The organism is Tepidiforma bonchosmolovskayae (genome assembly GCF_008838325.1).
In the GTDB taxonomy this organism is placed as follows: domain Bacteria; phylum Chloroflexota; class Dehalococcoidia; order Tepidiformales; family Tepidiformaceae; genus Tepidiforma; species Tepidiforma bonchosmolovskayae.
Genome location: NZ_CP042829.1, coordinates 755,589 through 780,086, shown reverse-complemented (window position 1 = coordinate 780,086; position 24,498 = coordinate 755,589). Strand labels below are relative to the sequence as shown.

The following is a 24,498-nucleotide window of genomic DNA, read 5'->3' as shown; positions in this document are numbered from 1 at the left end:
CGGTCAGTTCGACGGCGGCGAGCCGAGCGTCACCTCCGCGCTCTGCCGCTTCCCGTTGCGGTAAAACTCCACCTTCACCTTCTGGCCGGCCTGGTACTTGATGAGCGCCACCGCCAGGTCTGCCTCGTTGTCAATCTCCACGTCGCCGATCTTCACAATGACGTCCTTTGCCTGGAGCCCGGCCTGCGCCACCGGCCCGCCAGCCAGGACCGTCTGGATGACCACTCCGCCCTCCCTCTCCGGGATCCCCAGCTGCCGCGCGACCGCCGGCCGCAGCGCTTCGAACCCCTGGATGCCGAGGAAGCCGCGGTTCACCCGGCCCTGCGCCTTCAGCTGCTCAATGATCGCCTTCACGATGTCCGAGCCGACCGCAAAGCCGATGCCCGGCGCCGCCTCGCCCGTCGTCGGGTCCGGCGCCAGCGCAGTGTTCACGCCCACCACCTTCCCCGTCAGGTCGAGCAAAGGTCCGCCGCTGTTCCCGTGGTTGATCGCCGCGTCCGTCTGCACCGAACCGAAGATCGCCGCGTTCGACCCCTCGTTGATGACCCTGTTCTTCTGGCTGATGATCCCCTTCGTCACGCTGAATGCGCCGCCTTCGCCGCCCTGCAGGTCGAGCGCGTACCCCATCGCCACCACATCCTGCCCCACCGCCACGTCCTTCAGGCTGGCGAACTCCAGCGCCTTCAGCCCCGTCGCCTCAATCTTCAGCAGCGCGATGTCCGCCCGCGGGTCCACGCCCACCACCCGCGCCTGGTACTGCGAACCATCGCTCAGGGTCACCGTAATCGCGCTCGCTACCCGCCCCGTCGTCCCGGTCACCACGTGCGCATTCGTCACGATGTAGCCGTCGCTCGCCACGACGAACCCCGAGCCCACGCCCGCGTTGGTCTGAATCCGCACGATCGCCGGCTCGGCGAACTGCACCACCTCCGCCACGGTCATCTGCCCCGCTGGCAGCGACGTCGGCTGCGACCGCCCTGCCGTCGGCGTGGCCGCAGCCGCTGCGTTCCCGGCCGGCGCCGCCGGGTTCGCCTCGTGGGTATCGGAGCAGGCTGCCCCGCCGGCCAGCGCCAGCGCCGCAAGCCCCGCCGCCAGCACCATCCTGGTGTTCATCTCTCGCACCCCTCAGGTTCTCCTCCCAGTCTCACAGCCGCTCGCCGTGCAAAAGGTAAAGATGAAAGCCGCCTTCACGCTACCGGTAAAGCCGTTCGCGCCCATCACGCCGCGGTGTATCATCCCCTGCCGAAGGGACCACCCCGCGCGATGGACGGCAATCCGACGCCCGCCGGTATACGTAACCTCGATCGAACGGTCGAATTCGCGCGCCCTGCCGACGCAGCGCTCGCCGACCGCACCGATTGGCCGGACGAAACCCTCATGCTCGCCATCCTCGAACGCGACCAGCACGCCTTCGCCGTCCTCTACGACCGCTACGTCGACCTCGTCTACTCTGCCGCCTACCGCATCCTCGGCGACCCCGGCCTCGCCGAGGACACGACCCAGGACGTCTTCGTCCGCCTCTGGCGCCGCCCCGAAACCTTCATCGCCGAACGCGGCCGCTTCATCAGCTGGCTCATGAGCGTCACCCGCAACCGCGCCCTCGACGAAGTCCGCGCCCGCGGCCGCCGCTGGAAGCGCGAGGGCGGCCCCCTCGGCGACCCCGCCGAGTCGGCCGAACCCGTCTTCCACGCCGCTGCGCTCGACCCGGGCGCTACCGCCGAGCTGAACGAAGAACGCCTCGCCGTCCGCCGCGCCCTCAACGAGCTCCCGCCCGAGCAGCGCCGCGCCCTCGAACTCGCCTACTTCGGCGGCCTCACCCAGCAGGAGATCGCCGCCGTCCTCCGCGAGCCCCTCGGCACCATCAAGACCCGAATCCGCCTCGGCATGCAGAAGCTCCGCCGCTGCCTCGAACGCGGCCGGTAGCCCGCAACCGCCATGGACGCCCCGCACATCACCCAGGAACAGGCTGACGAGTACGCCATCGGTTCGCTCGAACCCGAGCTTGCCCGCGCCATCGCCCTCCACCTCGCCGAATGCTCCCGCTGCCGCGACATGGTCCGCGAAGCCGAGCGCGTCGCCGCCCTCCTCGCCGCCAGCCAGCCCCTCCGCCGGGCCTCGCCCCGCCTTCGCAGCCGGGTCTTCGCCGCCGCCGGCATCCGCAAGCCCGGCCCCGCCTGGCGCGCCTTCACCATCGGCCGCGCCGCCGCAGGGCTGGCCGCCATCATCATCGCCGTCGGCGCCTTCTCCGGCATGCTCGGCCTCCGCACCCAGGTTAATGCCCTCCGCTCCCAGAATGCCGACCTCCAGCGCCAGATCGATGAAGCCCTTTCCCAGAAGGTCGCACTCGCAGCCCTGACCCAAAAGCTGGAAGACCAGCAGGCCGTCGCCGCCGAACTCCGCGAAACGCTCAAGTCCGACTCCGAGCTCTTCATCGCCCTGATTTCGCCCAACAGCCAGGTCGCCGCCGTCGTTTCCGTCTCCCCTGAGCGCGGCTCCATCGGCCGCCTCGTCTGGGACGAAGACCAGAAGCGCGTCTGGTTCGTTGCCAGCCAGCTCCGCCAGCTCCCACCCGGCGAAACCTACCAGCTCTGGGTCAACTCGGGCGGCCGCTACTACTCCCTCGGCACCTTCGCCCCCGACGACGCCGGCTTCGCCCGCTACGAAACCCGCGTCCCCGAGGGCATCACCAGCTACGACACCGCCGTCGTCACCATCGAACGCGCCGGCGGCTCGCCCGTCCGAGAAGGCCCGACCGTCTTCTTTGTGACCGACCTCTCCCGCCTCACCCGCAACTGAGCTGCTCTCAGCCCGGGCCCGGCGCGAACGGCAACCGGCGCCGCTCCGCGTGCTTCCGCTCCTGCACGTACTGGTGCGCCAGCCGGAACTGGATCACCGCCAGCACCGATTCCCGCGTCAGCTGCGGATACGCCGCGAGGATCGCGGCGATCTCCTCGCCCCGGTCCACCGCGTCCAGCACCTCCTGCGCCGAAATCCGCGTCCCCCGCACCACCGGCCGCCCGCCCGGCGCCGCAGCGTCGACCTCGATGTACTCCCGCCAGTCCAGTCTGCTCATCCCGCAGCCTCCCGAATCAACAGCAGCAGGATGACGATGCCCAGCACCGCCAGCCCGAACCCTGCCGCCTTCAGCGTGGCCCGCTGGTTCGCGTCGAGCAAGTCCCCGCCCTCCTCCGTCTCCAGGTTCGGCCCCTCGCCCACCTCCTCCAGCAGCGCCCGCGCCGGCTCGATGGCCTCCGCCGGCACGCGGATCAGCCACGTCCCGCCCAGCGGGAACGCCGCAGCCCGGTACGGCGTCGCCGACCCCTCAACCAGCGCCGGGATGCCTGCCGCCCGCAGCTGACCTGCGGTCAGCTCCGCATCAACCTCCGTCGGCCCCCGCCACACCACCTCCCACCGGCCAGCCGGCATGGCGCGCCCGTCAGGCCGGCACCGGCACGTCCAGCCGGTGCCGCCGCAGCTCCGCCATCACCTTCGCCCCCACCGCCTCGTCCGGCTCCACCACCGGCAGCCGCGGCGCCCCGATGGCGAAGCCCAGCTGCCGCAGCACATATCGGATCGTGCTCGGGCTCCCGTTCAGGAAGCACGCGTCCGTTACCCGGCAGAGCGCCCTGTGGATCGCCGCGGCCTCCGCCAGCCGCCCGCCGAGCACCGCCTCGAGCATCGCCCGCTGCTGCCGCGCCACGATGTGCGCCGTCACGCTGATGGCGCCCCACGCCCCCATGCACCACAGGTGGAAGTTGTCGTTGTCGTTCCCGCTCCAGATCTTGAAGCCCGGCGCCGCCTCCATCACCGCCGCCGTGTGGCGCAGGTCGCCGTTCGCCTCCTTGTTCCCAACCACGTTTGGCAGCTCCGCGCACCGCAGGATCGTCTCCACCGTCATCCCGACCCCGACCCGGCCCGGCACGTTGTACAGGATGACCGGCAGGCTGGTGCTCTCCGCAATCGCCCGGAAGTGCTGGTAGATCCCTTCCTGCGAAGGCTTCAGGTAGTACGGCACCACCGCAAGGATCGCGTCGGCCCCGGCCCGTTCCGCCAGCTTCGCGAGGTGGATGGAGTGCCGCGTGTCGTTCGTCCCGGCGCCCGCCACCACCGTCGCCCCGCCCAGCTCCTGCTTCACCTCCGACCAGAGCGCGTACTTCTCGTCGTCGCTCAAGAGGGGCGCCTCGCCCGTCGTCCCGGTCACGACCACGCCGTCGTTCCCGTTCTCGACAAGCATCCGCGCGAGCTCCCGCGCCATCGGCAGGTTCACCGCACCCTCGTCCGTGTAGGGCGTCACCATCGCCGTCAGCAAACGTCCCAGTTCAGCCATCGCACCAACTCCGCAGGGGGTCCATCCATTCTACCCGGCTCCCGCAACCCGGCCCTGTTCCCGGCCAGCTCCCGGATTTCACGGCGAATTTACCGCCCGGCGGTCGAACGGCAACGTTCCCCGGCCGAACCTGCAGATGCGCCCTCAACGGAGGTTCCCTATGGCACGCATCACCGCACCCTTCCGGGCCGGCTGGCGGGTCGCCGTGCTCGCCGCGGCCCTCGTCGTCGCCGCCCTCGGGCTCTCCTTCGCCGCGGCCGGCTCGAGCACCGCCGTCCTCGCCCCCGGCGACTCCCTCACCGTCCGCTGCGAAGGCGGCACCCGGCTCACCGTCTCCCGCGTCAACACGCGCGAGGTCCGCCTCGATTGCACCGGACAGGCCGCCACCCCGACCCCCACCCGCAGCGCCACCCCCACCGCTACCCCAACCCGCACGCCCACGCCGACGCCCACCCGCTCCGCCACCCCGCCCCCGTCCTCCGGCGCCGTCGGCCGCTGCGGCGAACCCATGGACCGCTGGCACCCGCCCGTCGTCACCGGCCCCGATGGCAAACCGTGCTACACCGGCCACGAGCACGGCGACGAGCCGCCCGCCTGGATCGCCGCCGCCGGCTACACCGTCTCCTTCTCCGGCCCGTTCAACACCTCCCCCGCCGAGAACGTCGACAAGCACGCCGCCATGAAAGGCTTCAGCACCCGCCTCAACGGCGTCGATATCTACTTCCGCGTCCACGCCGCCTCCAACCCCCTCGACCGCATGAGCCGCTACCACTCCTACCAGGTCTGGGCCCGCGACCCCTCCGGCAATGTCTCCTTCTGGCAGGGCTGGTACAACTCCGGCGACCCCCGCCCCGCCTCCGAAGGCGGCTCCCGCGTCCCCCGCCGCGTCATCGCCCTCCCCGAAGAGGCCCAGCGCCCCATCGTCGCCGTCTGCGACGCCACCTCCATCGCCCAGGGCATCGGCTGCGAACAGTGGTACTCCGCCCCCGGTGAACCCGACTGGTCCTGGGACTTCGGCTGGACTATCTGCGGCGCCACCACCCTCTACACCCCCGGCGAGAACGCCACCGCCTACGATATCTCCACCTGGATTCCCACCGGCGAAACCGGCAACACCCGCCGACTCGAAGCCGCCTGGTACGCCTTCCGCAACCCCATCCGCGGCGCCTTCGTCGCCACCCAATTCGGCGAAATCGTCTCCGGCCACAACGACCCACGGTGCTCCGGCACCACCACCCGCTACGGCGTCACCTACCAGAACGTCTGCCTCGACCAGTACATCGCGCCCACTATGCCCACCGTCGCCGTCCCCGGCAACGCCGACCAGAAGACCTACCCCGACCCCGGCGTCACCATCCCCAACTGAGCCCGCGCTCCCCCGGCGCACGGCGAGGCCCCGGCACACCTGCCGGGGCCTCGCTGCGCCCGCCCGGGCGCTCCAGGGGGAACCTGCTGTTCGTTACTGCGTCGGCTGGCTCGAGCCCGACGGCGGGGTCATCCCGCCCCGGTCGTGGTGGCCGCGCCCGAAGCCCTTGCCGAACTTCTTGAGCGGCCCGCCTTCGTTCACGAACTTCGAGATCATCTCGGCGGTCTTCGTCTTCAGCTGGTCCGCCTGCTCCTGCGTCAGCCGTCCGTTCGCGACCGCCTCATCGATCTTCGCGTTCGCCTCGGCCACGAGCGCGTCGATCACCGCCTGCGTCTTGTCGCCGGCGATCTCCGCGATCGTCTTCCCTTCGGCGAGCTGGCTCCGGAGCGTCTCGACGTCCGTACCGAGCACGCCGGCGATCGTCTCGAGGCTTGCGCCGCCCTTCGGGATCCCGAAGCCCTTCCCGGGCTTGCCGTCGCCGTCCCTTCCCGGGAGGTGGTCGCCCGGCTTCGAATTCAGGAACTGGTCGATCTTCGCGCCCGCGTCAGCCAGCCGCTGGTCGGCCTGCTCCTGCGTCAGCCGCCCGTTCGCAACGGCCTGGTCGAGCTTCGACTTCAGCGCATCGAGCGCCTTCTGCTTCGCCTGCGCCGCGGTCACGTCGCCGTACTGGTCAAGGATCTGGCCCCAGGTCAGCCCCGCGGCCTTGCCTTCGGCAATCTCCTGCGGCGTCAGGCCGACGCCCTTCAGCAGATGCCCCATCGCCAGCCCGAGGCCGAGCCCGTGCTCGCACCCGGCCAGTGGCCCGCTCCCGCCGTCCTGCGTCGCTGGCGTCGGCGTCGGCGTCCCGCTGTCCTGCGCGAACGCCGCGCTCCCGAAGCCGATCACCCCGACCGCGATGACGCTGGCGACGCCGACCGATACCAGCCGGCTGTCCCGAATCGAAAACTTCATCTCGTCTGCTCCTTGTCCGGAGAGGATTGCGGCGGTTCGTCCGCCGCTCACCTGTACCATGGCGCCAGCCTCCCCGGAGGTGACGCGTCCCGGCGCCGCCGGTCAGGCCGCCTTTACCCTGCCTGTCCTACCGGTGACGCTCCACCCACCGCCCCCGGAAGACCAGCAGGACACCGTCTCGGACCTCCACCTCCGCCCGCTCACCCACCAGTTCGTTGTGCACACCCCGCGGGCTGAACGGGAGGTCGGCATCCTGCAGCTCCCAGCGCAGGCCCCGCGTCGTCACACCCCGGCAGCCGCCCGGCGCAATCAGCGACACCACTGTCCCCGGCTCCCCGCGCACCTCCGTTCGGCCGCGTACCAGCCACACCTCGAACAGGTCGTCGTGCAGCACCACCTCGTGGTCCCGGAACACCGCCAGCACCGAAAGGTTCGCCAGCGCATGGTCGCCCCGCCCGCCGCCGGCCGCCGCCACATCCACCCGCTCCGCCCCCCGTTTCAGGGCGAACCGCACCGCCTTCTCCAGGTCCGTCGTCATCGGGTCCGGGTCCCGCACGAACCGCTCCCGCGGCACCGGCGCCTCCGGAAACTGGTCCATCGTGTCCAGGTCGCCCACCACCGCGTCCGGCGTGATGCCCGCATCGAGCGCGACCAGCGCCCCGCCGTCCGCCGCCACCACCAGGTCCGCCGCCGCCGCGAGCTCCCGCAGCAGCCCGCCCGAGGGCGGCTCCCCATGGGCGATCACCAGCGCGCGCATGCCTCCATTCAACCCGCCGCCGGCCAACCGCGCGAGCCCCCGTATGGTTGTGCCTGCAACCGCCCCGCTGCTACCGTCAAACGGGTAACGTTCACACCTTCAGTAAGGAGGGCTGCACATGCCTGCATCCATCCCCGCGTCGCACCGCGACCTCTTCGAAAAACCGAACTTCGGCCACCTCGCCACCCTCATGCCCGACGGCTCGCCCCAGGTCACGCCGGTCTGGGTCGACATTGATGGCGACACCATCCTCATCAACACCGCCGAGGGCCGCGTCAAAACCCGCAACCTCGACCGCGACGGCCGCGTCGCTATCTCCGTTGCCGACCAGCAGAACCCCTACCGCTACATCCAGGTCCGCGGCCGCGTCGTTGCCCGCACCCACGAGGGCGCCGATGCCCACATCGACAGGCTTGCGAAGAAGTACCTCGGCCAGGACCGCTACCCCTTCCGCCAGCCCGGTGAACAGCGTGTCATCTTCCGCATCCAGCCCGAACACGTCCAGGTCAGCGGCTGACGCTTGCTCCCCGCTGGCTCCCGGTGCCCGCGCCCGCTAGCATCGGGAGCCATGCGCATCCTCCTCCTCGGCGCCAGCGGCCAGCTCGGCTCCGATATCGTCCGCTGCTGGCGCGGCCAGCCCGGCATCGACCTCCTCCCGGCCACGCGCGCCGACGCCGACGTCACCGACCGCGCCGCCGTCCGCGCCCTCGTCGCGCAGGCCCGCCCCGCCGTCGTCATCAACACGACCGCCTTCCATAACCTCCCGCTCTGCGAACAGGACCCGGCAACGGCAATGACCGTCAACGTCGTCGGCGGCTGGAACGTCGCCACAGCCGCCCGCGAAGCCGGCGCCGCCGTCGTCCAGTTCTCCACCGACTACGTCTTCGACGGCGAAAAGTGCACCCCCTACCTCGAATCCGACGCCCGCCGTGCCCTCAACATCTACGGCGCCGCCAAGATCGCCACCGAAGACGCCGTCCGCATCGCCAACCCCGACCACCTCATCGTGCGTGTCTCCGGCCTCTACGGGCTCGCCGGCTCCGCCGGCAAGGGCGGCAACTTCGTCGAAACCATGCTCCGCCTCGCGCGCGAAGGCCAGCCCATCCGCGTCGTCGCCGACCAGGTCACCGCGCCCACCAACACCGCCGAGATTGCCGAGGCGCTTCTCCCACTCCTCCGCGAGGGTCTCCGCGGCACCGTCCACCTCGCCGCCGACGGCGAAACCAGCTGGTACGACTTCGCCCGCGCCATCTTCGAACTCCGCCGCCTGGCCCCCGATTGCCGGCCGACCACTACCGCCGAATTCGGCGGTCCCGTCCGCCGCCCGCTCTACAGCGTGCTGGGCTCAGAGCGCGTCCCCCGCCTCCGCCACTGGCGCTTCGGCCTCGAACGCTACCTCCGCGAAAAGTACGGCGACCTGTCCTGAATCCCGCATCTTCCGTACCATCCACCACCATGCGGGCCACGCATGGCCCGGTCGGAGGCTCGATGCGCATCCTCGTCACCGGCGGTGCTGGCTACATCGGCAGCGTCCTCGTCCCGAAGCTCCTCGCCCGCGGCCACCAGGTCCGCGTCGTCGACCGCATGTTCTGGGGCCTCCCCCACTATGCCGACGAACCCGGCGTCGAACTCGTCAACGCCGATATCCGCCGCCTCCCCGAGGGCGTCTTCGAGGGCATCGACGCCGTCGACCACCTCGCCGGCTTCTCCAACGACCCCACCGCCGAGTTCAGCCCCGAAGCCAACTGGCAGATGAACGCCGCCGCTACCGATGCCATCGCTCGCCAGTGCATCGCCGCCGGCGTCCGCCGCCTCGTCTTCGGCTCCTCCTGCTCCCTCTACGACGGCGCCCCCGACGCCGAAACCCTCCTCGACGAAAACGCCCCCCTCGCACCGCGCGGCGCCTACGCAACCTCCAAGCGCTACTCCGAGCAGGCCCTCCTGGCCCACGCCGGCCCCGGCTTCGAGCCCGTCATCCTCCGCCAGGCGACCGTCTTCGGCCTCAGCCCGCGCATGCGCTTCGACCTCGTCCTCAACACCTTCGTCAAGGATGCCCTCGTCCGCCAGCGCCTCATCCTCCACGGCGGCGGCCGCATGTGGCGCCCCCTCGTCTCCGTCCAGGACCTCGCCGACGCCCACATCGCCGTCCTTGAAGCCCCCTCCGAGCTCGTCGCCGGCGAAATCTTCAACGTCGTCGGCGATAACTACCAGATTCGCCAGCTCGCCGAAGTCGTCGCCGCCGCCCTCGTCCGCCTCGGCCAGCCCGTCGCCCTCATTGATGGTCCCCTCCCCAACCTCGTCCGCAACTACCGCTGCTCCGGCGAAAAGCTCAAGCAGCGCCTCGGCATCCAGCTTCCGACCACCGCCGCCGACGCTGTCGCCGAGCTCGTCGAAACCTTCCGCAACGTCCCCGTCGAGCAGCTCGGCCACCCGAAGTACTACAACATCGCCTGGATGCAGCTGCTCGAGCAGGTCCGCCCGGCCTACCAGGCCTCCACCCGCATCTTCGAACCGTTCGACGAGGAGTAGCACGTGGACATCCATGTCTCCACGACGCCGCTCGAAGGCGTCCTGGTCATCGATACCGACTTCTTCCGCGACGAGCGCGGCTTCTTCATCGAGGTCTACCACGAGCAGCGCTTCCGCGAGCACGGCCTCCCCACCAACTTCGTCCAAGACAACCACTCCCGCTCCGGCAAAGCCGTCCTCCGCGGCTTCCACTACCAGGACATGACTGCCCCCATGGGCAAACTCGTCCGCTGCACCGCCGGCGCCATCCTCGATGTCGCTGTCGACCTCCGCGTCGGCTCCCCCACGTTCGGCAGGTACGTCGCCATCGAACTCACGGCCGAGAACATGCGCCAGCTCTGGGTGCCCGAGGGCTTCGGCCACGCCTTCCAGGTCCTCACCGACGCCGCCGAGGTCCAGTATAAGTGCACCGGCCTCTACAGCCCGCCCTCCGAAGGCGCCATCGCCTGGAACGACCCCGACATCGGCGTCGACTGGCCGATCAAGAACCCCGTCCTCTCCCAGCGCGACCAGAACGGCATGAGCCTCCGCCAGTACCTCGAAAATCCGGCCTTCCACTACCGCCCCGCCTGAGGCCGCACGCTCCCGGCTTGACCCCGCCCTGCTGACGCCGGCGGTATCCTCCTCCGCATGCTGCGCGCGATCCGGTTCGTCCCCTTCCTCCTCGTCGCCTTCGCCCTCGCCGCCTGCGCCGGCGAAAGCGCCCCGCCCGCCGATGCCCCGGCCGCAGCCTCGCCCGCAGCCGAATCCCCGCCATCCCCGGCGCCGCCGTCGCCTGCTCCCTCACCCTCGCCGGCCGCCGGCTACCGCCCCCTCGGCACCAGCGCCGGCGTCGCGACCACCATCTCCGACCCCCGCTTCGACCCCGTTCCCGGCGCCCGCGCCAGCTACGGCATCCTCGGCCGCGCCGCCTACCGCATCGAGGTGCCCGAGAACTGGAACGGCGAGCTCGTCCTGTTCGCTCACGGCTTCGCCGGCTTCGGCACCGAAGTCGCTGTCCAGAACCCGCCGCGCGCCCTCCGCGAGTTCCTCGTCGCGAACGGATTCGCCTGGGCCGCCAGCAGCTACAGCGAAAACGGTTACGTCCCCGGCATCGGCGCCGACGATACCCTCGCCCTCAAACGCCACTTCGAAACCGAAGTCGGCCGCCCGGCCCGCACCTACCTCGTCGGCGCCTCCATGGGCGGCAACGTCGTCGCCCTCGCCCTCGAACACCACGCCGGCGAATACGATGGCGCCCTCGCCCTCTGCGGCGCCCTCGGCGGTATCGAACAGATCGACTACCTCGTCTCGTGGGTCGCCCTCGCCGAATACCTCTCCGGCCTCAGCTTCCCAATCGGCGAACCCGGCGCCGACCTCACCTCCATCTTCCTTACCCGGCTGCCCGCCCGCCTCGGCACGCCCCAGGCCCCCACCCAGGCCGGCCGCCAGTTCGCCTCCGCCATCAAGCACCTCACCGGCGGCCCCCGCCCCTTCTTCGCCGAAGGCTTCGCCGAGCAGTACCTCGTCAACTTCGGCCTCGCCATGGTCGACCCCGAGCGCCGGCTCCTCGTCACCCGCGCCGCCACCAACCAGGACCACGTCTACGCCATCGACCCCGGCCTCGGCATCACCGCCGAACAGCTGAACGCCGGCGTCCGCCGCTTCGCCCCCGACCCCGCCGCCCGCAACGCCGACGCCCACCCCGACGCCGTCCCGACCACGGGCCGCATCACCGCGCCGCTCCTCACCCTCCACAACACCGGCGACCTCTTCGTCCCCATCTCCCTCGAGCAGTCCTACCTCAAGAAGGTCCGCGCGGCCGGCCGGCAGGACCTCCTCGTGCAGCGCGCCATCCGCGCCGGCGGCCACTGCCAGTTCTCGCAGCAAGAGCTCACCACCGCCTTCTCCGACCTCGTCCGCTGGGTCCGCGAGGGTGTGCGCCCCGCCGGCGACGACCTCTCCGGCGACCTCACCGATATCGGCCGCCAGTTCACCAGTCCGCTCCGCCCCGGCGACCCCGGCGGCGTCAACTGAGCGCTGCCAGCGCCTCCGCAATGGGCCCCGCGTCGCACCCGAACGCCGCCAGTCCCCGGTCCACCACGCGCCGCCGCCGTTCCGCCGGCGCCAGCTCCGCCATCGCCAGTACCGATGCCCGCCACCGCTCCCGCGGCGGCCGCCCTGCCCCCGCCGTCCACGCCCGCTCCCATGCCGCGAAGAACCGGTCGAGCACGCCGCCCGGTTCCGCGTGGTGGATCAGCTCCTTCGGAAGGTACGGCTGAAACGCCCGCGGCCCCTCGCTGAAGAACCGCAGCCGCTGCCCGAACACCAGCCGAACCCGCCGCAGCGGAGGCTCGGGCCATCGCCCCGGCGGGACCGGCTGCGCCGCCGTCCGCTCCCATACCCACCAGCACGCCAGCCGCCCGAACGGGTCGCTCGTCCCTTCGACCAGCAGCGCCCCGGGCGCCATCCCCCGCGCGACCGTCTCCAGCGCCGCCCGGACCTCCCCCTCGTCGTACTGCCGCAGCACGTTGAATGCCCGCACCAGCCCGGCCAGCTCCCCCTCGGCCAGCGGCAGGTTGAACCCCCCGCGCACGAACCGCAGTCCCGCTCGCGCGAACGCCTGCGCCCGCTCCGCGCGCTCCGGGTCGATCTCCACCCCGATGACCTCCGCCCGGGGGTTCGCCCGCCGCAGCCGCTCGAACAGCTCCACCGTCGTCACCGGCACATCGCCGAACCCGAGGTCAACCGCCGGCCCCTGCAGCGCCCGCAGCCGCGCCCCCTCCGCCACCAGCAGGTAGGTATCCGCCAGCCGCAGCCGGTTCGGCGCCGTCTTCCCGCGCGTCACCTGCCCCGCCGGTTTCATGCCCATCGCCGAAATCCTCGCAAACCTCCCCGCCTGCCGCACCCGTGGACACGCTCCTCCCCCGGTGGCAGAATCCCCGCACCCCTCGCAGGAGGCCGCGCCGTGACCTCGAACGCCCCGCAGTCCTTCGACAGCATCATCGTCGGCGCCGGTTTTGCCGGTCTCTACCAGCTCATCCGCCTCCGCCGCGCCGGCTTCTCCGCCCGCGTCATCGAAGCCGCCGACGACGTCGGCGGCACCTGGTACTGGAACCGCTACCCCGGCGCCCGCTGCGATATCGAATCCCTCCAGTACCAGTACGCCTTCGACCCCGACCTCGCCAAAGAATGGCGCTGGACCGAACGCTACGCCACCCAGCCCGAAATCCTCCGCTACATCCAGTTCGTCGCCGACCGCTACGACCTCCGCCGCGATATCCAGTTCTCCGCCCGCGTCACCGCGGCCCACTACGACGAAGCCGCCGCCCGCTGGACCGTCCGCACCGACCGCGGCGACGTCTACACCTGCCGCTACCTCGTCATGGCTACCGGCTGCCTCTCCGTCCCCAAGACCCCTGAGGTGCCCGGCATCGAAACCTTCGAAGGCGAGTCCTACCACACCGGCGCCTGGCCCCACGAGGGTGTCGACTTCACCGGCAAGCGCGTCGCCGTCATCGGCACCGGCTCATCCGCCATCCAGTCCATCCCCATCATCGCCCGCCAGGCCGCCCACCTCACCGTCTTCCAGCGCACCCCGAACTTCTCCGTCCCCGCCCAGAACTACTTCCTCGATGAAGAGCAGTGGCGCGCCGCCGCCGAGCGGATCGCCGAGCTCCGCGCCGAAGCCCGCACCACCTCCGCCGGCATCACCGGCCTCCCCCTCAACGATGTCTCCGCCCTCGCCGTCAGCGAAGAAGAGCGCCGCCGCGAATACGAACGCCGCTGGGCCATGGGTGGCTTCGCCATCGGCGGCGCCTTCAACGACATCGCCATCAACCCCGACGCCAACGAAACCGCCGCCGAGTTCGTCCGCCAGAAAATCCGCGAAATCGTCCAGGACCCCGAAACCGCCGAAGCCCTCTGCCCGCGCGATTACCCCTTCGGCACCAAGCGCCTCTGCGTCGATATCGCCTACTACGAAACCTTCAACCGCCCCAACGTCACACTCGTCTCCATCCGCGACAACCCCATCGCTGCCATCACCCCGAAAGGCGTCCGCCTCGAAAACGGCGACGAGTACGAGTTCGACACCATCGTCTACGCCACCGGCTTCGACGCCATGACCGGTGCCCTCCTCCGCATCGACATCCGCGGCCGCGGCGGCCTCACCCTCCGCGAAAAGTGGGAGCACGGCCCCCGCACCTGCCTCGGCATCCAGGTCGCCGGCTTCCCCAACATGTTCACCATCACCGGCCCCGGCAGCCCCTCCGTCCTCAGCAACATGCTCGTCTCCATCGAACAGCACGTTGACTGGGTCACCGACTGCCTCGAATACCTCCGCGAGCGCGACCTCGCCACCATCGAGCCCTCCCTCGAAGCCGAAGACGCCTGGGTCAACCACGTCAACGAGGTCGCGAACCTTACCCTCTACCCGCGCGCCAACTCCTGGTACATCGGCGCCAACGTCCCCGGCAAACCGCGCGTCTTCATGCCGTACATTGGCGGCGTCGGGGCCTACGCCCAGAAGTGCGCCGAGGTCGCCGCCAACGGCTACGAGGGGTTCATCCTCCAGCCCGAGCCCGCCGCCCTCTCCCGCTGAGCCTGCGCGGCTCCCGCGCCCATAGACAGGCGGGGCGCCCCGGATCCGGGACGCCCCGCCCTCATATCGCTGCTCCTGGCTGGCTCAGTCGAGCCGCTCGATCACCGTCGCCGTGCCGATACCGCCGCCGACGCACATCGTAATCAGCCCGTAGCGGCCGCCCGTCCGCTCCAGCTCGTTGATCAGCGTCGCGAACAGCCGCGCGCCGGTGCAGCCCGTCGGATGCCCGAGCGCGATCGCCCCGCCGTTCACGTTCACTTTCGACATATCCGGGTTCAGCTCCCGCTTCCACGCCAGCACGACGCTCGCGAACGCCTCGTTGATCTCGAACAGGTCGATGTCCCGCATCGTCAGCCCCGCCCGCTGGAGCGCCAGCGGCGTCGCCGTGATCGGCCCCGTCAGCATCAGCTCCGGGTCCGAGCCCACCACCGCCTGCGACACGATCCGGGCCCGCGGCTTCCACCCCATCTCCTTCGCCTTCTCCGGGTGCGTCAACAGCACCGCCGCCGACCCGTCCGTAATCTGGCTCGAATTCCCGGCGTGGTGGACGCCGTTCTCCTTGAAGCTCGGCTTCAGCTGCGCCAGCACCTCCACCGTCGTGCCGGGCCGGATCCCCTCATCGAAGTCGATGATGGCGTCCTCCCACTCCTCGGTGCCGTCCGCCTTCTTGATCTTCTTCTTGCCCGGCACCGGGATCATCTCGTTCTTGAAGCGGCCCTCCGCCTGCGCCCGCGCCGCCTTCGCCTGGCTCTCGACCGCGAACTCGTCCGCCTCCTCCCGCGTGATGCCCCACTTCTCCGCAATCCGCTCCGCGGCGATGCCCTGGCTGCTCAGGTCGTACTGCTCCCGCATCGCGTCCGTAAACGGGAATCCCAGCCCCTGGCCGATGTTCGCCCCCAGCGGAATCTGCGACATCCACTCCGTCCCGCCGGCTACCACCACATCGTGCACCCCCGAGGCGATCTGGTTCGCCGCGAAGTGCACCGCCTGCTGCCCCGAGCTGCACTGCCGGTCCAGCGTCACCCCCGGGATCGTGTACGGCCACCGCGCCGTCAGCACGATATTCCGCGCCAGGTTCGTCGACTGCGCCCCAACCTCCGAGACGCACCCGTAGATCACGTCGTCGACCATCTCCGGGTCAAGATTGTTCCGCTTCGCCAGCGCCTGGAGCAGCAGTGCCGAGGTCTCCACCGGGTGGTTCTTGCTGAGCACGCCGCCGCGCCGGCCAAGCGGTGTCCGCACCGCATCTACAATCACAACTTCACGCATTGAGGGGTCCTTTCGTTCCGAACGAACTGTCCCCTGAAGTGTACGGCCGCCTCCCGCGCCCGTGCTACCGCGCTCCCGGTTCCCCCGGCGGCGCCGCGAACCGGATCGCCCCCGGCACAATCTCGATCCGCGCCGGCAGGTAGCCGCCGAGCTCCCCGTCCAGGTCCAGCCGCGTCGGCGCCGGCGACGACAGCTCCACCACCTTCGCCGGGTGCCGGTCCACCCCCTCCATCTCCAGGTGGGTGCCCCCGGCCCGCTGCCCCGAAACCGCCCGCAGCACCTCCCGCCGGCCGAGGTCGCCCCAGCGGATCACATCGAACAGTCCGTCGTCCGGCGCCGCGCCTGGCGCCGCCACCAGGTCGCCGCCCCAGAGCTCCATGTTGTGCACGCTCACGGTGTTGTACCGCCCGTCGTACTCCTGGCCGTCGATCCGCAGCGTGAAGCTCCGCCCCATCGGCCCAAGCATCTTCACCACCGTCATGATCACGTAGGGCGCCGTATCCCCCAGCCGCTTCAGCCAGCGCGGCGTCGATTGCGAAATCTCCGGCACCCACCCGGCCGACGCCTCCAGCAGGAAGAAGCGCACCTGCTCCTTCCCATCCTCGCCGACGGCCGTCACTTTCCCGAGGTCGACCCGGCGCTCCGCCCCCTCCGCGATCGCCCGCAGGGCCCGCGACCCCCGGCCGATGCCCAGGCACTTCGCGATGTCCTTCCCCGTGCCCATGCCGATGGTTCCCACCTTCACCCGTTCGGCCGCGCCCTCCGCCATGACCCCGTTCACGACCTCGTTCACCGTCCCGTCGCCCCCGCACGCCACCAGGAACGTCCGCCCGGCCGCGACTGCCTCCCGCGCAAGGTCGATCCCCTCGCCCGGGCGCGTCGTGAATGCGCAGTCCGCCTCCAGCCCCGCCCGCTCAATCGCATCGATCAGCGCCCCCACCCGGCTCCTGGTCCGGCCCCCGCCGGAGGCCGGGTTCACGATGAAATACGGTCGGTCGGTCGGCGGGCGGTCAGTCGTCTCCATGCCCCGATCCTCCTATGCTCACCCCGCAGGGGCAAAGCCGTGGAGCACATCGAATCCTTTCGCGCCATGGACACCGGCATCGACCTCATCGTCATCGCCGACGAGCGCCCCATGCTCCCCTTCCTCGAGGCCCGCCTCCTCTTCGACCAGCAGGAGGAGCGCTTCTCCCGCTTCCGTCCATCCTCCCTCGTCTCCCGCCTCAACCGCGGTGAAACCGTCGCCGATCCCTGGCTCGACGCCATTCTCCCCCTCGCCCTCGCCGCCTGGGAGACCACCGACGGCCTCTTCAATCCGCTGATCCTCCCGGCGCTCGCAGCCGCCGGCTACGACCGCACCTTCAGCACCGTCTCCGGCGGCGCGCCGGTCCCGCTCCCTCCACCCGACCCGCGCACCGCCATCGAACGGACGACCGCCGGCTGGCGCCTCTGCGAGGGCCGGCTCGACCTCGGCGGCATCGTCAAAGGCTGGACCGCCGACCTCGCCGCCGAGCACCTGGCAGCTGCCACGAAGGCGCCCGCGATGGTGAATGCCGGTGGAGACATCCGCTGCATCGGCGAAGAAGCCCCCGGCCGCGGCGGCTGGGAGCTCACCGTCGAGGGCCCCTCCGGCGAAACCGCCTGGTCCGGCATCGTTGCCGGCGCCCTCGCCACCTCCACGACCCTCCGCCGCCGCTGGACCACCGCCGACGGCCGCACCGCCCACCACCTCATCGACCCCCGCACCGGCCTGCCGGCAGCCTCGCCCTTCGTCCAGGTCTCCGTCATCGCCCCGACCTGCCGCGAAGCCGAAACCTGGGCCAAAGCCGTCCTTATCGGCGGGCACGAGGGCCTCGAACTCGCCGCCCTGCGCGGCGTCGCCGCCTTCGCCCTCGCCGCCGACGGCTCCCCCTCACCAACGCCGTCCTGGACTGCTCCGTAGAACAGGAATCGAAGTTCAGGGAACAAAATGATCGATGTCACGCCCTTCCTCCGATGTACCGGTCGGCAACCTGCCACGGAGGAAGACCTGTGAACACCCTGGCTACCATCCTCACCGCATCCGCGACCGCGGCGTTCTCCCTCGCCGCCCTCGCCGCTGCCGCTGTCGGCGAGCCCCGGCCCGGCCTTCCGGCCGATGACCAGGCCGCTGCCGTCGCGGTCAGCGCACCCCCCGGCCCCTGCGCCGGACGCCGGGGACGACCCGGCCGGCAAGGCCGCTGCTCTCCCGGCCGCCCTGGTCGCCATGGAGGTCGGTGAACCCGCTGCGTCCGATGCCCCGGCTCCCGTGCTCTCCGCCGCTGACCATGGCCCCGCTCCTGCCGGCGCCGCCCCTTCCGACCGCGACTACGCCCGCGACCGCGACTACGCCCGCGACCGCGATGACACCGACAACCGCGATGACACCGACAACCGCGACGACGCCGGCGACCGCGATGACTCCGGCGACCGCGATGGCGACTCCGGCGACGACTGGCTGAGAGACCGCCGCGGGGGCGCCGGGCCGGCCAGCGGCCGCCGGCGCCCTCCCCGGTTCCGCCTTCGTCCTCGCCCGTCTGACACCTTTCGGCCGCGCCTCCCGATGTACCCGGCGGAAACCGCACGTGGAGGTGCACGCATGAACCGACTCGCATCCCTCCTGACCGCCGCCGTGACCACTGGCCTCTCCGCGGCCGCGGTCGGCGTCACCGCCAGCTCCCAGGGGCTCCTCTCCTTCGGCAGCCATGAGCAGGCCGCAGAGCCCGCGGCCTACGTCTCCGACGTCCAGCCGGCCGCACCGGTCCCGTCCCTTGCCGACCCGGCGGCCGCGGCCGAACCGACCCCCGTCGTCATCTACCAGGACGCCCGCCCGATGGTCATCTACCAGCAGGCCCAGGTCCCGGCGGCTGGTACCACACCCGCGCCGGCGTCCCCGCCCCCGGCCGCTACCGCACCGGCCCAGCCGCCGGCGCCTCCGTCGCCGACGCCCTCAGCGGCCGCGAAGCCATCCGCCCCGGCTCCCCCGCCCACGCCGCAGCCGCCGGCTGCCCCGCCCGCGGCCGCAGCCCCCGCTCCGCCGCCTCCCGCACCGGCGGCCGCCGACACCGCCGGAACGGCCGGGTACAGGGACGACCACGACGATGACCACGAGGACGACCGCGACCACGAGGACGACCGCGACCACGACGACGACCGCGACCACGACGACGACCGCGACCAGCACAGCGACGGCAAGGAGTCAAAGGACAAGAAGTCCGATGACAAGAAGCACGACGACAGCAAGGAGCGCCACTGATGAGCAGGTCAGCCGGAGTGGTCCGTTACCTCTTCACCCGTCTGTCCGTGGGGGTCACCGCTGCCGCCACCCTGGTCGGCACCTGGAACGCCATCGCCGTTGCTGAACACCGCCAGGTCTCTTCCGTCCAGGCGGATGCCGTCGCCGCCGAAGCAGGAGACCCCGCGACGGCGTCCGCCGCCCCCGAGACTGCCGGCCCGGCGCAGCCCGCCCCGGCTCCCGCCGCGCAGCCGCCTCAGCAGGTCGTCATCATCCAGCGCCAGCCGGTCTACTACGTCGTCCAGGTCCCGGTGCAGGCCGGTCCCGGCAGTACGGCTGCCGCACCGCCAGCCGCCGGTACCCCCGCCCCCACGGTCCCCGGCCTGCCGGCGGCTCCCTCCCCGGCCGGCAGCCCCGAAACGCCTGTCCCTGCTGCGCAGGCCGAAGCCCCGGCCCCTCTTCCCGAGGTTCCCGCGGCACCGCCTGCCCCGGTCCTGCCCGCGGCACCAGCAGCTCCTGCGCCTGCTTCCCCGCCCCCGCCCGCTGCCGTGCAGCCCGCGCCGGCCGCACCGCCCAGGCCGGCCGCTACCCCCGCTCCGAAGAAGTCCAAAGGATCCTAGGGAAAAGGTTTTTGGAAAATTCGTAAACGTCGTGACACCCCTGGCGAACCTCCCCCGATGTACCGGATGAAACCACCCTGCTGCCAGGAGAATCCGCAGTGAATCGCATCGCTTCCATCGTGACCGCCGCAGTGACTACCGGCCTCTCGGTTGCTGTGCTCGGAACCGTTGCCGCCTCACAGGGCATCATCGATGTGGGCGGCTCCAGCGACGACCACGAAGCCGTCGTCAGCAGCACCGACGCCTCCGCGCTTTCCGCTGAACCCGCCGTCTACCGCGGCGACGACGACCGCAGCGGATACGCGAAGCAGCGTAAGAAGGACAAAGAGCACGAAGAGCACGAGCACGAAGAGCACGAGCACGACGATGACTAAGCGCCCTTCGAGGCCGCGCTACGAAGCTACCCGGCTCGCGGTTGCTGCCGCCGCGGCTTCCCTCGTAGCAGCCGCCTGGGTCGCTATTGCGGCCGCCGGCGATGGCGATGCCGCCATCATCACACCCCGGCCGGGCTCGGCCCTCCTCGCCGACAGCCGCCCGCTGGCTGGTGCCTCCGCACCCGATGCCTCGTACTTCCAGCCGAACCGGGCTGTCAAACCCGCGCAACGCCAGCGCGCCTCCCGGGGGTCGTAAACCATGCAGCTCCGCTGGATCATCCTCGCTTCCGCCCTCGCCGGGCTCGCCGCCGGGCTGCTGCTCTCCGCGCCGTTCGCCCGCTTCATCCCGCCCGCCGAAGGCCACGGCGCCTGGTATGCCTCCCGCGCCGCCGGCCTCGTGGCCTACGGCTTCCTCTGGCTGTCCCTCGCCGGCGGCCTGGTCATGTCCTCCGCCTGGTTCGACGGCATCGTCAACCGCGCCCGCCTCCTCGCTCTCCACCAGTCGCTCGCCCTTGCCGGCCTCGCACTCGGCCTCGGGCACGCGCTCGTTCTCATCCCCGATGGCTGGACCCACTTCGGCCTGGCCGACCTCTTCGTGCCGTTCGCGTCCTACTACCAGCCCGCCGATGCCGCCATGGGCACGCTGGCGCTCTACCTCTTCGCCATCGTCAGCTTCAGTTTCTGGTTCCGCGGCGCCATCGGCCCGGCCACCTGGCGCTGGGTCCACCGCGCCTCGTTCGTTGCGTACATCGCCGCGCTCTGGCACGGCGTCCGCATCGGCACCGATACCGGCACCCTCCCGGTCACCCTGCTGTACATCCTCACCTCCTCCCTGCTGCTCGGCGCCCTCGCCGTGCGGCTTACCTACGTCCGCCCGCGCCGCCAGCCGGCAGCCCGCCCTCCGTCCCGGGCTGCCGCAGAGCCGGCGGGCTGAGCCGGCAGGGTGAGGCGGCGGCGTTCAGTCCTCCCCGCTGTTGTCCCCCGCCGCCGCCTCGCCCGCCGATTGCCCCCGCGCCGGCACTTCCTTCCCAACGGCCCGCATCGTCTCCAGCACCCCGTTCTGCACCGCGTCCCGCGCCGCCTTCAGCGCGTTGTAAATCGCCCGCGCGTTCGAACGCCCGTGCCCGATCACCACGACCCCGTCCACTCCGATGAGCTGCGCCCCGCCGTACTCCGCATAATCCAGCCGCCGCTTCACCTTCCGCAGCTCCGACATCAGGATCAGCCCCGCTGCCTTATTCCACGGCGTAAGCTCTACCGCCTTCCGCAGCTCGGTAAAGAGCAGCTCCGCAATCCCTTCCGCCGTCTTCAGCACGACGTTCCCGGTGAAGCCGTCCATGACCACCACGTCAGCCAGCCCCCGCGGCAGGTCCTTCCCCTCCACATTCCCGATGAAGTTCAGCCGGCTCCCGCGCAGCAGCTGATGCACCTCCAGCGTCAGCTGGTTCCCCTTCGTCTCCTCCTCTCCAATCGAGAGCAGCGCCACCCGCGGCCGCTGCAGCCCGAACATCCGCTCCATGTACGCGGAGCCCATGTGCGCGAACTGCACCAGGTGGATCGGCCGGCAGTCCGCATTCGCCCCCACGTCGAGCAGCATCGTCAGCTTCCCGTCCGCCGCCGGGAAGATCGTCGCCAGCGCCGGCCGCCCGATCCCCTTCACCCGGCCGAGCGTCAGCAGCGCCGCCGCCATCGTCGCCCCCGTGTTCCCGGCCGTCACGAACGCATCCGCCTCGCCCCGCTTCACCATCTGCAGCCCGACGTTGATCGAGCTCAGCGGCTTCGCCCGTACCGCGTCCGTCGCGTGTTCGTCCATCTCGATGACGTCCGGCGCCTCGACCAGCCGCACATCCCGGATGTTCCCTGTCCCCCGGAGCTCCGGCTCGATCGCGTCCTTCCGCCCCACGAGGATGACCTCCACCCCCAGCACGCCCGCCGCCATCAGCGCGCCCGCGACCGGCTCCCCCGGCGCGTTGTCGCCCCCCATCGCATCCAGCACAATCCGCGGCCTCGTCATGCCGGCCTCCTCCGCGCAATCACCAGCATCCGTTCGCTCCCGCCCGTCAGCGGCGAGAGGTCGTAATCGCCGAACAGGTCGGCAAGGTCCAGCCCTGCCGCCTCCAGCAGGTACTCCATCTCCCACCGTCCTACGTACCGAAGCCGGTGCACCGCCGTCCGGCGCCGCACCGTCCCGTCGTCGTCCACCGTCTCATACGCAACCCGCAGCGTCCGCACCTGCTCGGCGAGGTCGTCCTCGTGCACGTGCCAGCACTCGAACCGGATGCCCTCGTCCGTCTCGCCCGCAAACGCCAGCACCGGCTGTCCGTTCGTCGAAGGGTCCAGCCACGCGCCGGGCCCCGGCAGGTCGATCGCCAGCACGCCGTCGAAGCTCAGCGCCTCGGCGAGCGCGCTCAGCGTCCACCGCTGCTCGTCCCCGTCCCTGCAGTAGAGGAACACATCGAGCGGCAGCACGATCAGCCCGTACCGCCCCCGGTCGAGTGCAAGGTCCAGCACGCGGCCCTCGATGAACCGCACGTCCAGGCCCCGCTCCTCGGCCTTCCGCCGTGCCCGCGCCAGCATCGCCGGCGAGGGGTCGATGCCGGTCACCTCGTGCCCGTGCGCCGCCAGCTCCACCGCGATCCGCCCCGTCCCGCAACCCACCTCCAGCACCGGCCGGTCCGTCCGCCCTGCATACGCCAGCCAGAGGTCGATGTCGTCGCGGAACCCGTCGTGGATCGCGTCGTAGAAGGCCGCGTCAGCGCCGTAGGGGTCGTGCTGCACCCTCCGCATTCTCCCTGCAGGGCCGCTCGCTGTCGAACCTACCGCCCGCCTCGTTCCTGCGCGAGCAGCCGCGCAAGCACCAGGTAGTCCGGGTCGCTGTGCGTCACGTGCGTCGGCACCATCGCCTCCGCCAGCGCCGCACAGGTGCTCTTCGTCACCGCCAGCGCGACCGGGTCCTTCGCCAGCAGCTGCCGCGCCAGCTCCCGCGCCGCCGTGACTGCCTCACCCTCCGGCACCACCCGGTTCACGAACCCCCACGCCGCCGCCTGCTCCGCCGTGAAGCGGTTGCATGTCATCACCAGTTCCCGCGTCCGCGCCGGCCCCAGCTCCCGCATCAGCCGCGGCAGCGCGTTCCACGTCAGCGGGATGTCGAGGTCCACCTCCGGGATCGAAAACCACGCCGAAGCCGCCGCAATCCGCAGGTCGAGGCACGCCAGGAGCACCACGGCCCCGCCGATCGCCAGCCCGTTCACCGCACCGATCGTCACCTGCGGAAGCCCCTCCAGCGCTGCTGCCGTCCGGTTTCCCTGCATCGCCCGCAGCCGCTCCTGCAGCGGCGACCGCTCCGCCTGCAGCGCTGCCAGCGGCGGCCGGTTCGGGTCCGACGTGCTCCCGCCGAGGTCTGCCCCCGCTGAAAACGCCCGTCCCGCGCCGGTGACAATCACTACCCGCGTCTCCGCGTCGTCGGCCAGCTCCCGGCAGACCTCCTGCAGCTCCCGGTGCATCCGCCCGCTGATCGCGTTCAGCTTCTCGGGCCGGCGCAGCGTGATTGTCGCCAGCCCCGGCAGCTCTTCGTCCCGCTCGAACGCGATCGTCTCGAATCCGCCGCCCGCCATCAGTACGGCCGGACCTCGCGCGCGTAGTCCCGCCCCCCGCGCACCGTCACCCGCATGATCGCCCCCGCCCGCGAGTCGTCCTCGATCAGCTCGATCACCCCGGCCGCAACGTCCTCCGGCTGGAGGATGCCCCCCACCAGCTTCGCGACCTCCTCCACCCGCGCGTCGCCCGCGCGCCGCACCAGCGGCGTATCCGTAAATGTCGGGCAGACCGCGTTCACCCGGATCCGGTCCTGCTCCGCAAGGTACGCCAGCGACCGCGTGAAGTTCACCACGCCCGCCTTCGATGCCGCATACACCGGCGAATCCGGCATTGGCAGCAGCCCGCCCATCGACGCCGTGTTGATGATCACACCGCCCCTGCCGCTTCGCCGCATCTCCCGCACCGCGATCCGCGTGCCGTCGATGACCGCAATCAGGTTGATTTCGATGATCCGCTGCCACGGCCCTGGGTCGTCCGCAAACAGGTCTTCGCCGCCGATGCCCGCGTTGTTGAACACGATGTCCAGCGCGCCCCAGTGCTCGAACGCGCACGCCATCGCCCCCGCGAGGTCCTCGGTCCGCGTGACGTCGCACCGCCGGGCAATCGCGAGGCCCCCCGCCTTCGCCGCAAGCTCCGCGGTCTCCCGCGCACCCGCTTCGTCGATGTCGGCCACGACCACCTTCGCGCCCCTCCGCGCCAGCTCCAGCACGGTCGCCCGCCCGATCCCCGAACCGCCGCCTGTCACGACCGCGACCTTCCCGTCGATCTCCATGCATCCCTCCTTCCGGCGCCAGTCCGCGCCCGCCACGGCATTGTAGGCGACCCGCCCGGCTGCGCGACATCGACACTCCCCGCGCCCTGCCCGAGAATCCA

The 24,498-nt window shown here is 71.0% G+C and carries 28 protein-coding genes; 15 read left to right on the top strand and 13 right to left on the bottom strand.

The features are described 5' to 3' along the window. Positions 1–3: 3 nt before the first annotated feature. Complete coding sequence (locus Tbon_RS14345; protein WP_158066412.1) at positions 4–1,113, bottom strand: S1C family serine protease; 1,110 nt, start codon at positions 1,111–1,113, stop codon at positions 4–6. A gap of 150 nt (positions 1,114–1,263) precedes the next feature. Between Tbon_RS14345 and Tbon_RS03965 the strand changes: the two genes are divergently transcribed. Together Tbon_RS03965 and Tbon_RS03960 are read left to right on the top strand one after the other, a co-directional pair. Continuing rightward, positions 1,264–1,923 (top strand): sigma-70 family RNA polymerase sigma factor, encoded by a 660-nt coding sequence (locus tag Tbon_RS03965; RefSeq protein ID WP_225734700.1) that lies wholly within the window; start codon positions 1,264–1,266, stop codon positions 1,921–1,923. Between the two features lie 12 nt (positions 1,924–1,935). Next, complete coding sequence (locus Tbon_RS03960; protein ID WP_158066411.1) at positions 1,936–2,796, top strand: anti-sigma factor domain-containing protein; 861 nt, start codon at positions 1,936–1,938, stop codon at positions 2,794–2,796. Positions 2,797–2,803: 7 nt separating this feature from the next. Here Tbon_RS03960 and Tbon_RS03955 read toward each other — a convergent pair whose 3' ends face one another. Genes Tbon_RS03955 through dapA form a run of 3 tightly spaced genes read right to left on the bottom strand, consistent with a single transcriptional unit; the run spans position 2,804 to position 4,327 of the window. Then, the gene (locus Tbon_RS03955) at positions 2,804–3,073 is read right to left on the bottom strand and encodes a DUF433 domain-containing protein (RefSeq protein WP_158066410.1); all 270 of its coding nucleotides are present in this window, start codon (positions 3,071–3,073) and stop codon (positions 2,804–2,806) included. Next, entirely contained in the window at positions 3,070–3,426 is a 357-nt protein-coding gene (locus Tbon_RS03950) for a putative signal transducing protein (RefSeq protein WP_158066409.1), read from the bottom strand. Before Tbon_RS03950 ends, Tbon_RS03955 begins: the two co-directional genes overlap by 4 nt. Before the next feature lie 10 nt (positions 3,427–3,436). Continuing rightward, positions 3,437–4,327, bottom strand: coding sequence for a 4-hydroxy-tetrahydrodipicolinate synthase (gene dapA / locus Tbon_RS03945; protein WP_158066408.1), 891 nt, complete (start codon positions 4,325–4,327; stop codon positions 3,437–3,439). Between the two features lie 160 nt (positions 4,328–4,487). Here dapA and Tbon_RS03935 point away from each other — a divergent pair, with 160 nt between their 5' ends. Beyond that, on the top strand, positions 4,488–5,693 hold the full coding sequence (locus Tbon_RS03935; protein ID WP_192498125.1) for a hypothetical protein: 1,206 nt from the start codon (positions 4,488–4,490) through the stop codon (positions 5,691–5,693). Between the two features lie 93 nt (positions 5,694–5,786). Here Tbon_RS03935 and Tbon_RS03930 read toward each other — a convergent pair whose 3' ends face one another. Both Tbon_RS03930 and Tbon_RS03925 read right to left on the bottom strand, forming a co-directional pair. Beyond that, positions 5,787–6,644: a hypothetical protein gene (locus tag Tbon_RS03930; protein WP_158066405.1), complete on the bottom strand. Its 858-nt coding sequence runs from the start codon at positions 6,642–6,644 to the stop codon at positions 5,787–5,789. A gap of 127 nt (positions 6,645–6,771) precedes the next feature. After that, on the bottom strand, positions 6,772–7,401 hold the full coding sequence (locus tag Tbon_RS03925; RefSeq protein ID WP_158066404.1) for a thiamine diphosphokinase: 630 nt from the start codon (positions 7,399–7,401) through the stop codon (positions 6,772–6,774). A gap of 118 nt (positions 7,402–7,519) precedes the next feature. Between Tbon_RS03925 and Tbon_RS03920 the strand changes: the two genes are divergently transcribed. The 5 genes from Tbon_RS03920 to Tbon_RS03900 are packed head-to-tail and all read left to right on the top strand — an operon-like array spanning position 7,520 to position 11,946. Beyond that, on the top strand, positions 7,520–7,918 hold the full coding sequence (locus tag Tbon_RS03920) for a PPOX class F420-dependent oxidoreductase (RefSeq protein ID WP_158066403.1): 399 nt from the start codon (positions 7,520–7,522) through the stop codon (positions 7,916–7,918). A gap of 51 nt (positions 7,919–7,969) precedes the next feature. Then, positions 7,970–8,827 carry a dTDP-4-dehydrorhamnose reductase gene (gene rfbD, locus Tbon_RS03915; protein WP_158066402.1) on the top strand — a complete coding sequence of 286 codons (858 nt, stop codon included), beginning with the start codon at positions 7,970–7,972 and terminating at the stop codon, positions 8,825–8,827. Positions 8,828–8,856: 29 nt separating this feature from the next. After that, entirely contained in the window at positions 8,857–9,930 is a 1,074-nt protein-coding gene (locus tag Tbon_RS03910) for an NAD-dependent epimerase/dehydratase family protein (RefSeq protein ID WP_158066401.1), read from the top strand. A 9-nt stretch (positions 9,931–9,939) separates the two neighbouring features. Continuing rightward, the gene (rfbC, locus tag Tbon_RS03905) at positions 9,940–10,503 is read left to right on the top strand and encodes a dTDP-4-dehydrorhamnose 3,5-epimerase (protein ID WP_158068238.1); all 564 of its coding nucleotides are present in this window, start codon (positions 9,940–9,942) and stop codon (positions 10,501–10,503) included. Between the two features lie 57 nt (positions 10,504–10,560). After that, positions 10,561–11,946 carry an alpha/beta hydrolase gene (locus Tbon_RS03900; protein WP_158066400.1) on the top strand — a complete coding sequence of 462 codons (1,386 nt, stop codon included), beginning with the start codon at positions 10,561–10,563 and terminating at the stop codon, positions 11,944–11,946. On the opposite strand, the gene Tbon_RS03895 is transcribed toward Tbon_RS03900, so the two are convergent. Further along, complete coding sequence (locus Tbon_RS03895; RefSeq protein WP_158066399.1) at positions 11,939–12,781, bottom strand: class I SAM-dependent methyltransferase; 843 nt, start codon at positions 12,779–12,781, stop codon at positions 11,939–11,941. The genes Tbon_RS03900 and Tbon_RS03895 overlap by 8 nt on opposite strands. 96 nt (positions 12,782–12,877) lie before the next feature. On the opposite strand from Tbon_RS03895, the gene Tbon_RS03890 reads away from it, so the two are divergent. Beyond that, positions 12,878–14,512: a flavin-containing monooxygenase gene (locus tag Tbon_RS03890; RefSeq protein WP_158066398.1), complete on the top strand. Its 1,635-nt coding sequence runs from the start codon at positions 12,878–12,880 to the stop codon at positions 14,510–14,512. An 84-nt stretch (positions 14,513–14,596) separates the two neighbouring features. Here Tbon_RS03890 and Tbon_RS03885 read toward each other — a convergent pair whose 3' ends face one another. Both Tbon_RS03885 and Tbon_RS03880 read right to left on the bottom strand, forming a co-directional pair. After that, the gene (locus tag Tbon_RS03885; protein WP_158066397.1) at positions 14,597–15,781 is read right to left on the bottom strand and encodes a thiolase family protein; all 1,185 of its coding nucleotides are present in this window, start codon (positions 15,779–15,781) and stop codon (positions 14,597–14,599) included. Positions 15,782–15,845: 64 nt separating this feature from the next. Next, positions 15,846–16,805, bottom strand: a complete 960-nt coding sequence (locus Tbon_RS03880) for a diacylglycerol/lipid kinase family protein (protein ID WP_158066396.1) — start codon at positions 16,803–16,805, stop codon at positions 15,846–15,848. Between the two features lie 39 nt (positions 16,806–16,844). Here Tbon_RS03880 and Tbon_RS03875 point away from each other — a divergent pair, with 39 nt between their 5' ends. The 6 genes from Tbon_RS03875 to Tbon_RS03850 all read left to right on the top strand — a co-directional run bounded on the left by Tbon_RS03875 (position 16,845) and on the right by Tbon_RS03850 (position 20,962). Next, entirely contained in the window at positions 16,845–17,723 is an 879-nt protein-coding gene (locus Tbon_RS03875) for an FAD:protein FMN transferase (RefSeq protein ID WP_158066395.1), read from the top strand. A gap of 195 nt (positions 17,724–17,918) precedes the next feature. Beyond that, positions 17,919–19,055, top strand: coding sequence for a hypothetical protein (locus Tbon_RS13730; RefSeq protein ID WP_192498124.1), 1,137 nt, complete (start codon positions 17,919–17,921; stop codon positions 19,053–19,055). Beyond that, positions 19,055–19,654: a hypothetical protein gene (locus Tbon_RS13725; RefSeq protein WP_192498123.1), complete on the top strand. Its 600-nt coding sequence runs from the start codon at positions 19,055–19,057 to the stop codon at positions 19,652–19,654. Before Tbon_RS13730 ends, Tbon_RS13725 begins: the two co-directional genes overlap by 1 nt. 98 nt (positions 19,655–19,752) lie before the next feature. Further along, positions 19,753–20,028, top strand: coding sequence for a hypothetical protein (locus Tbon_RS03860; RefSeq protein ID WP_158066392.1), 276 nt, complete (start codon positions 19,753–19,755; stop codon positions 20,026–20,028). After that, positions 20,021–20,284, top strand: coding sequence for a hypothetical protein (locus tag Tbon_RS03855; protein ID WP_158066391.1), 264 nt, complete (start codon positions 20,021–20,023; stop codon positions 20,282–20,284). Before Tbon_RS03860 ends, Tbon_RS03855 begins: the two co-directional genes overlap by 8 nt. Positions 20,285–20,287: 3 nt before the next feature. Beyond that, positions 20,288–20,962, top strand: a complete 675-nt coding sequence (locus tag Tbon_RS03850) for a ferric reductase-like transmembrane domain-containing protein (RefSeq protein WP_158066390.1) — start codon at positions 20,288–20,290, stop codon at positions 20,960–20,962. A gap of 24 nt (positions 20,963–20,986) precedes the next feature. On the opposite strand, the gene plsX is transcribed toward Tbon_RS03850, so the two are convergent. The 4 genes from plsX to Tbon_RS03830 are packed head-to-tail and all read right to left on the bottom strand — an operon-like array spanning position 20,987 to position 24,397. Then, positions 20,987–22,042, bottom strand: coding sequence for a phosphate acyltransferase PlsX (gene plsX, locus Tbon_RS03845; RefSeq protein WP_158066389.1), 1,056 nt, complete (start codon positions 22,040–22,042; stop codon positions 20,987–20,989). Further along, on the bottom strand, positions 22,039–22,806 hold the full coding sequence (locus Tbon_RS03840) for a class I SAM-dependent methyltransferase (RefSeq protein ID WP_192498122.1): 768 nt from the start codon (positions 22,804–22,806) through the stop codon (positions 22,039–22,041). Before Tbon_RS03840 ends, plsX begins: the two co-directional genes overlap by 4 nt. A 38-nt stretch (positions 22,807–22,844) precedes the next feature. Beyond that, positions 22,845–23,642 carry an enoyl-CoA hydratase/isomerase family protein gene (locus tag Tbon_RS03835; RefSeq protein ID WP_158066387.1) on the bottom strand — a complete coding sequence of 266 codons (798 nt, stop codon included), beginning with the start codon at positions 23,640–23,642 and terminating at the stop codon, positions 22,845–22,847. Next, a complete protein-coding gene (locus Tbon_RS03830) occupies positions 23,642–24,397 on the bottom strand; it encodes an SDR family oxidoreductase (protein ID WP_158066386.1) in 756 nt (251 codons plus the stop codon). The genes Tbon_RS03835 and Tbon_RS03830 overlap by 1 nt, the downstream gene beginning before the upstream one ends. Positions 24,398–24,498 lie beyond the last annotated feature (101 nt).